Origin of the sequence: Streptomyces fuscigenes, assembly GCF_021556455.1 — a bacterium.
Lineage (GTDB): Bacteria > Actinomycetota > Actinomycetes > Streptomycetales > Streptomycetaceae > Streptomyces > Streptomyces fuscigenes.
On sequence record NZ_JAKGCV010000212.1, the window covers coordinates 1 to 9,501 of the forward strand.

Annotated in this window: 8 protein-coding genes; 1 reads left to right on the top strand and 7 read right to left on the bottom strand. The window is 71.2% G+C overall.

Going from position 1 to position 9,501, the window contains the following annotated elements; translation table 11 throughout:
- Positions 1–75: 75 nt before the first annotated feature.
- From L1885_RS17400 to L1885_RS17430, 7 genes are all read right to left on the bottom strand, one after another.
- Positions 76–873, bottom strand: a complete 798-nt coding sequence (locus L1885_RS17400; RefSeq protein WP_235798047.1) for a GntR family transcriptional regulator — start codon at positions 871–873, stop codon at positions 76–78.
- Between the two features lie 153 nt (positions 874–1,026).
- Entirely contained in the window at positions 1,027–2,004 is a 978-nt protein-coding gene (locus L1885_RS17405; protein WP_235798048.1) for an NAD-dependent epimerase/dehydratase family protein, read from the bottom strand.
- A gap of 5 nt (positions 2,005–2,009) precedes the next feature.
- Positions 2,010–2,810 carry a sugar phosphate isomerase/epimerase family protein gene (locus L1885_RS17410; protein ID WP_235798049.1) on the bottom strand — a complete coding sequence of 267 codons (801 nt, stop codon included), beginning with the start codon at positions 2,808–2,810 and terminating at the stop codon, positions 2,010–2,012.
- Positions 2,807–3,667, bottom strand: a complete 861-nt coding sequence (locus L1885_RS17415; RefSeq protein ID WP_235798050.1) for a ThuA domain-containing protein — start codon at positions 3,665–3,667, stop codon at positions 2,807–2,809. Before L1885_RS17415 ends, L1885_RS17410 begins: the two co-directional genes overlap by 4 nt.
- A gap of 97 nt (positions 3,668–3,764) precedes the next feature.
- Entirely contained in the window at positions 3,765–5,432 is a 1,668-nt protein-coding gene (locus L1885_RS17420) for a type 2 periplasmic-binding domain-containing protein (protein WP_235798051.1), read from the bottom strand.
- A 33-nt stretch (positions 5,433–5,465) separates the two neighbouring features.
- Complete coding sequence (locus L1885_RS17425) at positions 5,466–6,365, bottom strand: carbohydrate ABC transporter permease (protein ID WP_235798052.1); 900 nt, start codon at positions 6,363–6,365, stop codon at positions 5,466–5,468.
- Entirely contained in the window at positions 6,362–7,378 is a 1,017-nt protein-coding gene (locus L1885_RS17430) for an ABC transporter permease (RefSeq protein WP_235798053.1), read from the bottom strand. The genes L1885_RS17425 and L1885_RS17430 overlap by 4 nt, the downstream gene beginning before the upstream one ends.
- 323 nt (positions 7,379–7,701) lie before the next feature.
- Here L1885_RS17430 and L1885_RS17435 point away from each other — a divergent pair, with 323 nt between their 5' ends.
- Positions 7,702–9,414, top strand: coding sequence for a glycoside hydrolase family 9 protein (locus tag L1885_RS17435; protein WP_235798054.1), 1,713 nt, complete (start codon positions 7,702–7,704; stop codon positions 9,412–9,414).
- Positions 9,415–9,501 lie beyond the last annotated feature (87 nt).

The window sequence follows — 9,501 nt, forward strand, 5'->3', positions numbered from 1 at the left end:
CCCGGCCGCGGCGGCGGGCTCCGGCGGCGTCGGTCCACCGGGTCCCCGCCGCCGGTCAGCCGGCGGCGCGGCCCGTCAGAGCGAACCGCCGCGGACGAACGCCGTCCGCAGCCGGTAGCGGTCGCCCCGGTAGGTGATCGTGGTGACGAGGACGGTCCGGCCGCCCCCGTCCGCCATGGCCTGCTGCATCACGAGCACCGGGTCCCCGGCGTCGAGCCCCAGGTGTTCCGCCAGGTCCTCGGGACAGCCGCGCGCCTCGATCATCGACTCGGCGTTGACCGGTTCGCAGCCCGCGGCCGTCAGCTCCGCGAGCATCGACGAGCGGGTGAAGTCGGTCTCCGTCAGGTGCGGCGCGAGCCCGAGCACCACCCGCGACGCGTCGATGCCGATGGGCAGGCCGTCCAGCAGCCGCACCCGGTCGAGGCGGAACAGTTCCGTGCCGGCCGCGACGCCGAACTCGTCGGCCTCGTCCAGGCTCGCGGGCCCCGTCTCGGCGCGCAGCACCCGCGAGGACGGCACCAGGCCCTTGCGGCGCGCGGTCTCCGTGAACGACTCCAGCGAGTTGGGCCATTCACGGTCACCGCGCTCGGCCCCCGCGGGCCGGTCCTGGCGCGCCGACTCGCCCGCCGCGTACCACCCGCGCCCGTGCGAGTTGCGCAGCACGCCCTGCTCGCCGAGGTGGGTCAGCGCGCGCCGCAGCGTGACCCGGCTGATGTCGAGCTGTGCGCACAGTTCGCGCTCGGCCGGCAGCCTGCCGCCGGGCGGCATGGTGCCGTCCAGGACGCGCTGCTCGATGACCGCGGCGGCCCGCACCCACAGGGGTTCGTGGTGGTCCACGGTGAGGGGCGCCGTGCCTTCGGGCGTCGTGTTCACCGCTGACCAGTCCTTCCCTGCCGCCGGCGGCGCCGTCGCGCCGCGCCGCGGTCCATCGTCGCACCGGGCACGCGCCCCCGGGGCCCGGAAGGCGCCGTCCCGCCCTCCGCGGGTCCCACTACCCGGTCCCGGACGGTGCGGGGCCCCAGCTTCTCAGTCACGGCGGTCCCCGGCCAGCCGGTCGAAGGCGGCGTCCACGTCCTTGTTGACGCGCTGCCGTGCCGGGTCGGCCCCGTACCAGCGCAGTATTTCATCGGCGCCCCGTGCGAAGGGAGTTGCGGCGGGCAGCCCGGGGGCGAGGCGGTGCAGTTTGCTGTTGTCGTAGACAAGGGAGTGCCGGAAGTCCTCGGTCAGTACGGGCCCCATCCAGTCGATCTCGCGCCCGATGTCCTCGCTCGAACGGTGGACGAGCAGCGGCTCGACCCCGGCCGCGCGGGCCAGCGCGATGTGGATGGCGTCCCAGGTCAGTGGTGTGTCGTGGGTGATGTGCAGGGACTCGCCGGTGAGGCGCTCGTCGCCGAGGACCGCGCACAGCGCCCGGGCGAAGTCCCGCGCGTGCAGGAGGTTCCACAGCGAGGTGCCGTCGCCGTGCACGACGACGGGCAGTCCCCGCCGCCAGCGGTCGACGACCGTCCACCCGGCGAGCACGGGCACGACGGTCTCGTCGTAGACATGGGCCGCGCGCACGATCGTCGCCGGAAAGCCGTCCCGGTAGGCGGCCTCGACCGCGACCTCGCACTCCAGCTTCAGCCGCGGGTAGTCGAAGCTGCCGGCCCGGCGGGCGGAGGACTCGTCCACCGGCAGCCGCGGCGCGGGGCGCGCGTAGACGGACCCCGTGGAGATGAACACGTACTGGCCGACCCGGCCGGAGAAACGGGCCACGTCGGCGGCGATGTGGTCGGGGTGGTAGCCGATGAAGTTGACGGCCACGTCGAAGGTCTCGTCGCCGAGCACGGTGCGCACGGCCGCGTCGTCGCGCAGGTCGGCGCGCAGCACCCGCACGCCGTCCGGCACCGGCCGGCCGGTGTCGCTGCCGCGTACGAGGACCGTCACCTCCGCCTCGGTAGCGGCGAGTTGCCGGACGACGGCCGCGGAGATCACCCCGGTGCCGCCGAGCAGGAGTACACGCATGGGGATCACACCTCTCCTCGGGCCAGGCCGCGGCCGACGAGATGGTCGTAGGCGCGGCCGAGCAGGTCGTACATGTCGTGGTGCGAGCGGTCCATCTCGACGATGTTCCAGCGCACACCGGGGTTGGCGCGGGCGGCGGCGTCGACGTCCACGACGCCCTCGCCGAAGGGCACCATGTAGTCGTCCATGCCGCGCGCGGGCCCGTCCTTGAGGTGCACGGACTCCAGGCGCTGCCCGAGCGAGGCGGCGACGGCGGCCGGATCGGCGCCGCCGGTGTGCGCCCAGTAGGTGTCGAGCTCGATGAGCACGGCCGGGTCGAGTGCGTCGAGCAGCACGTCGTAGGCGGTCCTGCCGTCGAACTCGGCCCGGAACTCGGCGAAGTGGTTGTGGTAGGCGACACGCAGCGAGCGCCGGGCCGCGTTCGCCGCGCCCTCGTTGACCCGCTCGAGGCCGCGCAGCATGGTGGCGCGGTCGGCGAACTCCTCCGGCTCCAGGCTCCATACGAGGGTGTCGGCGCCGGCCTCCTCGTACATGTCGAGGATCGCCTCGGCCTTCTCACCCGCGGGGAAGGGCGCGTGCGCGCTGCACAGGACGAGCCCCAGGGACGCGAGGCGGTCGCGGACGGCGCCCGGGGCGTGCCCGTAGAGGCTGATGGTCTCGACGGCCGGGTAGCCGAGCGCCGCCACCTTCTCCAGGACGCCGAAGAGGTCCCGGGAGGCCTCGTCGTGCAGCGACCAGAGCTGGGCGGCGATCGGGGGCGGGGCGGCGGGCAGCGGCCCGGGTGCGGTGTCCGACGGGGGGTTCATTCTCCGCCGCCTTCCTGGGGTTCGGGTGCGGATGCCGGGGTGGCGGGTGCGGGTGCCCGGGTCGCGGGTGCTGGCGGGGGCCCGGACGCCGCCGCTCCGGGGCCGATGGTCCGTGCGTTGCCGAGCGGCCACCGGGTCGACCAGCTCTCGACGGGGTCCTCGGCGCCCTCGCGCCCGCCGTCCGCGTCGTCCCCGATCCCGGCCGCCCACAGCACCGCCTGCCGCACGAGCTGGCGGAAGCCGGGGTTGCCCCAGGCGCGCGGGTCGTGGCCGAGCGCGCTGTAGCAGACCCGGCCGGCGCCGTGCTCGCGCACGTACAGGACCGGCTCGGCGCCCCCGTCGGGTGTCCGGCGCTCGGCGAGGACGCGGACGTCGTCGGCGTACTCCAGGACGTAGTACTCGTCGTCGATGGCGAAGTCGTCCAGGTAGCGGGTGACCGGATGGCCGGCCGTGACGTGGACGTCGAAGCGGCCCTCCGAGCCGTCCGCGCCGTGCGAGAGGTACCGGGAGCCGATGAGCCGGTGCGCCGCCTCGTCCGCCCCGAGGCCGCCGGGCCCGAAGCCGAACAGGTTGCTGGCGTGCAGGGCCACGACGCCCTTGCCCGCCGCCACCAGGTCGGACAGGGCCCGCTGCTGGGCCGGGGCGAACGTCGTGGACGAGCGGTACAGCACGTACACGTCGGCCTCGGCGGTCGCCGGCAGCGGATCGGTGAAGCGGTCCACGCCCACCGCGCGCCCGGCCGGCAGGCCCGCCTCCAGGACGATCTCCTGGAGCGCCAGGGCGGCGCCGATCAGGTCGTGGTGGAGGTCGGTGCCCTCCACCACGACCAGGGCCGAGGCTGAGCCTCGCAGTTTCATCGGGGTCCTCTCGGTCCTCTTCGGCGCGCGGCGGCCGGCGCCCCGCCGGGGAGCCGGCCGGGCCGCGCGCGGCACATGCGTAAGACGGGCCGTCCCGTCATGACTTCTTCGCGGACTCCGCGTATTCGCGCGCCATCTGGTCACCGCCGCCCTGCTTCCAGGTGCGCACCGCGTCCTTGAGCGACGACGCGGGCGCACGGCCGAACACCACGGCCTTCATGGCGTCGTTCATGTGCTGGCTGAGCGAGGCGCCCTTGGTGTCGTACGTCGGCGAGTACAGGTGCACGGCAGGGTTCTTCAGGAACATCGGCGCGACCTTCGTCTGCCATTCCCAGTTGAGCTTGTCGCCCCCGGGGGTGCCCTGCGGGTAGCACAGGACCTGCGGGCCGCCGACGGTGAACTGGATGCTGAGGTCCATCTCGCGCTGGCCGCGGGTGGTGACGACGGGCGTGCCGTGCTGGATCGTGTAGTCGGGCCCCTTCTGGCCGTAGTTGATGACGAGGGACTCGTAGCTGCCGAAGGGCGCGGACAGGTAGTCCATGGCGCGCAGGAAGCGCTCGACGCGGGCCTTCGGCGCGTCCTTCTTGATCATGGTGACCGCGTAGGCGCCGGAGTTCTCCCAGTACAGCGGCTTCCCGCCGTCCTTCTCGAACGGCACCATCATCCCGAACTTCAGGGCGTGGTCGTCGGCGACGACACCGTAGGCGCGGTTGCCCTCCTCCATGAGGACGAGCTTGCCGGCGCGGAAGAGCGCGTCGTGCTGCGTCTTGCTCATGGTCGGCGCGTCCGGATGGAAGTACCCGGCCTTGAACAGCTTCGCTATGGCGTCCATGGAGGGGATGAACTGCTCGTGGTCGAAGTACGAGACGAACGACCCGTCGCTCTTCTTCGTCCACTTGTTGGGGACGCCGAACATCATCATCAGGGTGTTGGCGAGCGGCACGCCGCTGTCGGTGCCGCCGAAGGCGTAGACACCCGCGCGGCGGTCGGTGACGGCCTTGGCGAGGGCCGTGAACTCCGCCAGGTTCTTCGGCTGCGGGTCGGCGCCGGCCTTCGCGATCACGTCGGTCTTCGTGTAGATCAGGGTCTGGAAGATCGGGTCGGAGCGCGGCACGCCGTAGATGCGGCCGTCGAAGTAGGCGTTGGCCCAGCCGCTCTCCTGGATGCCCGCGAGGTTCGGGTACTTCTTCACGGCGTCGCCCGCGAGGTGCTCGCTCAGGTCGGTGAACTCGCTCTCGACGAGCTGCGGGAGCCGGGAGAGCTGCACGTACATGGGCACGGAGACGACCTCCGGCAGGTCGCCCCCCGCGACCAGGGCCGGGAACTTCGTCTGGAAGTCGCCCGAGGGGATGAGCGTCCCCTTGATGTTGAGGTTCATCTCCTTGTTCAGGAGCTGCCAGTACGCGTTGCCCGACACGGGCGGCGCGGGCTGGCCGTAGGTCATCGCGAGGAACTCGAAGTCCTTGCCGTCGCCGACCTCGGCGTGGACGCTGCGCTTGCCGTTCAGCGGGAAGGACGCGTAGACGTCCATCACACCGGCGGCGTTGCCCGGGTAGGTGGGCTTCGGCGCGACGGGCCGCACGTACGTCGGCATCGCCGCGGACTTGCCGGTGCCCGGGGCGCCGCCGCCGCCTGCGGAGCCGCCGCCGGGACCGCATGCGGTGAGGGAGGAGAGCGCGGTGCCGCTGACGGCCGCGATCGCCGCGCCCTTGAAGAGGCTGCGCCGGTTGAGCTGCGGAAGCTGCGGAAGCTGGGAACGATTCATGTCACTCCGTGAAGGAGGGGCGAACCCGCGGGTTCAGCCCTTGATGGCCCCGGTGAGCATCCCCTTGGACATGTGCTTGGAGAGGAAGGGATACGCGCACAGGATCGGGATGGTGGCGATGACGACGAGCGCCATCTGGACGGACTGCGCGGGCGGAGCCGCCTGCCCGGGGAGGGTGGAGGAGGTCGTGGTGACGCTGTTTTGCAGGACGAACGAGCGCATCACCAGCTGGAGCGGCCACTTGCTGGTGTCGTTGAGGTACAGCAGCGGGCCGAAGTAGTTGTTCCAGTAGCCCACCGCGATGAACAGGCCGACGACGGCGATGACGGCCTTCGACAGCGGCAGCGCGACGGAGAAGAAGATGCGCCACTCCCCCGCGCCGTCGATCCGGGCCGCGTCGAAGAGTTCCTGCGGTATGGCCTGGATGAAGCCGCGCACGATGACGATGTTGAACGCGCTGACGGCCGTCGGGATGATCAACGCCCAGTAGCTGTTCAGCAGATGGGTCTGCTTGACCATGAGGTACACGGGGATGATGCCCGGCGCGAACAGCAGGGTGATCAGCACGTAGCCGAGCAGCCCGCGCTGGAAGAGGCTGCCGCGCCGGCTGAGCCCGTAGGCGGCCAGCACCGTGCACAGCAGGCTGAACGCGGTGCCGACGGCCGTGACCAGCACACTGATCACGATGGAGCGCCCCACCTGGGTGCCGTCGAAGACCTCCCGGTACGCGGCGAACGACACGGAGTCCGGCCACAGCACGTAGCCGCCGTTCGCGTTGATCTGCCGGTTGGTGGCGAGGCTGGTGGAGACGACCGTCAGGAACGGGAACACCACGACGGCGCATATGAGGAGGAGCGCGAGGCCCCGCAGGGCGACGGCGACGGGCTTGGGTTTGCCGAGCCACGCCGGCCGGCCGTAGCTGCTGCTGCTCATCGCTGGTATATCCCTTCCTCGCCGAGCCGGTGCGCGAGCTTGTTCGCGGCGAGGACCAGCAGCAGGCTGACCACGCCCTTCAGCAGGCCCGCCGCGGTGGCGACGCCCCAGTTCCCGTCCACCACACCGTTGAAGTACACGTAGGTGTCGAGGACTTCGGCCGCGCCGGGGCCGACCGCGTCACGCTGCAGGAGGATCTGCTCGAAGCCGACGGTGAGCGAGTCGCCGAGGCGCAGGATGAGCATCAGCACGATGATCGGGCGCATCCCCGGCAGGGTGACGTGCCAGAACCGGCCCCACGCGCCCGCGCCGTCGACGGTCGCCGACTCGTAGAGCTGGCTGTCGATGGCGGCGATGGCCGCGAGGAAGATGATCGTGCCCCAGCCCGCGTCCTTCCAGATGCCCTGCGCGGTGAGCAGCAGCTTGAAGGTCGACGGGTCGGACATGATGTCGAGGCCCTTGTGCCCGTGGGTGGCGAGGACGCGGCTGATCACCCCGCCACCGCCCAGGACCTGCTGGAACAGCGCGACGATGATGACCCAGGACAGGAAGTGCGGAAGGTAGATCACCGACTGGACGAACTTCTTCGCCATCGGCATGGCCACCGCGTTGAACAGCACGGCGAGCAGGATCGGCACGGGGAAGAACAGCACGAGCTGGAGGAACGTGATCTGGAACGTGTTGGACAGCGCCGACCAGAACGCGGAGTCCTGGAAGAGAGCCGTGAAGTTGTCCCAGCCGACCCACTGCGAGTGGGTGAAGCCGAGGAACGGCACGTAGTCCATCCACGCGACGACGCTGCCGAGCAACGGCACATAGGTGAACAGCAGCAGGACGATGACCGCGGGTGCGGTCATGAACAGCAGCGGGGAGTCCTGCCGCAGCCGGGTGAGGAGCGATTTCGCCCGGTGCAGGGGCGGTTCGTGGGTCGCGGGTGCGTCCGGGGGGTTTGGGGAGCGGCGGCCGCCCCCGAGTGATCTCAGAGCCCGGGGCAGCGCTTGGTTGACGGCCATGCGCACCTCTCATCGCGTCTGGTCGCGTCGTCGGCGCGCCGGACTGATCAGATACCAAGGAATGCGGGGAACGTACCAGTTGAACCAAAGCAATACAACAAGTAACGTCACTGCAATCCGAGAGCACCACACAAGCCCGAGCCGCGACCACCAAGACCACCCAACTCAGGGCGTCCGGAGTCTTGATGGGAAGCGGAAACCCCTGCTATAGAGCCCTTTTACCGACTTCGCGGCGGACCGTAGCGCGGATGCGCGGGGCGGCCGGGGATTGTCTACAACAGACCACTTAAGACCACTCACTGGCCTCCGGAGGAGTCCCGACGATGGCGACGATCCTGACCAACCACATCGGCTACAACACGGCCGGCAGCAAGAAGGCCGTGGTCCTCCTCCCCGGCCCCGCCCCGTCGCGGCCGGCCGGCGCCGAGGGCCCCGGGGCGGCGCGACTGGTCGGCGAGGGCGTCGACATCCCCCTGGCGGTCGGGCCCCAGCAGGCCGTCGACCGCTGGACGGTGGGCACGTTCCGGGTGATCGACTTCAGTGGCGTCCAGGAGGAGGGCGTCTTCCGGATCGTGTACGGCGAGCTGCGCTCGGAGCCGTTCACCATCGGCGCGCGCGTCCTCCAGCAGAGCACACTGAGCGACATCCTCTACTACTTCAAGTCGGTGCGCTCCAGCGGCGCCATCGAACGCAAGGACCGCACCGCCGGCTTCTACCAGGACGACTCGGGACGCACGGTCGACGCCCGCGGCGGCTGGCTCGACGCGTCGGGCGACTACAGCAAGTTCCTCAGCCACCTCACCTACACGCGCATGATGAGCCCCCAGCAACTGCCGCTGTGCGCCTGGGCGTTCATGGAGGCACGGGACACACTCACCCGCCGCACCCCGCAGCTGCTCAAGGCACTCGGCGACCGGCTGCGCGACGAGGCGCTGTTCGGTGCCGACTTCCTCGTCCGCTTCCAGTCCCCCGAGGGCTACTTCTACACCGCCATCTTCGACGCGCTCACCAAGGACCTCGACGAGCGCGTCATCAACGCGCCCCTCCAGGACTCCGTGCGCACCCAGCGCTGGCAGGCCGCCTACCGGCAGGGCGGCGGCTTCGCCATCGCGGCGCTCGCCCGCGCGTCCACCCTCGACGACCACGGCGACTTCACACCGGCCGAGTACCTGGCGGCCGCCCGCCGCGGCTTCGACCACCTGGAACAGCACAACAAGGAGTACTCGTTCGACGGCGAGGAGTCGGTGCTCGACGACTACTGCGCCCTGATGGCCGCCGCCGAACTCGTGCGCGCCACACCGGAGGACGACCCGGTCCTCGTCGCGGCCGCCGAGCGCCGCGCCCGGCAGCTCATGGACCGGCGCACCGACTCCGGACGCGGCTTCCACTACCTCGTCGGCGACATCGAGGGCCGCCCGTACTTCCACGCCGCGGAGTCCGGCCTGCCCGTCGTGGCGCTGCTGCGGTACGCCGAGGTGTGCGACGGCTCCGCCACCGCGGCCGAGGCCCGCGCCACGGCCCTGGCCCTCGCCGCCGACGCGGCCGCGCTCGCCGACGAGGTGCCCAACCCCTTCGGCTGCGCACGGCAGTACGTGCAGTCCACCGGCGCCGAGCCGCGCACCAGCTTCTTCTTCCCCCACGACAACGAGACCGGCTACTGGTGGCAGGGCGAGAACGCGAACATCAGCTCCGCCGCCTACGCCGCCTCCCTCGCCTCCGAACAGGACGGCTGCCCGCCGGAGTTGCGGGAGCGGCTGCGCAGGCTCGCCGAGGACCAGCTGCACTGGGTCACCGGCCTCAACCCGTTCGACTCCTCGATGATCAAGGGAGTGGGCCGCAACAACATCGAGTACAAGCCGGACTACCCCAACGTCCCCGGCGGCATCCTCAACGGCATCACCGGCGGCTTCGAGGACGAGCACGACATCGCGTTCATGCCGGAGCACCACCGGGCCACCGGCAACGGCTGGCGCTGGACCGAGCAGTGGATCCCGCACTCGGCGTGGTTCCTGCTGGCGATGTCCGCGGCCCGCTGAGACCCGCCCCTCCCGGCAGCGCACGCGCGCCGGCACCCTCACCCGCGGTGCCGGCGCGCGGCCTCGCGCCGGCGCCCGCCCCGCGCA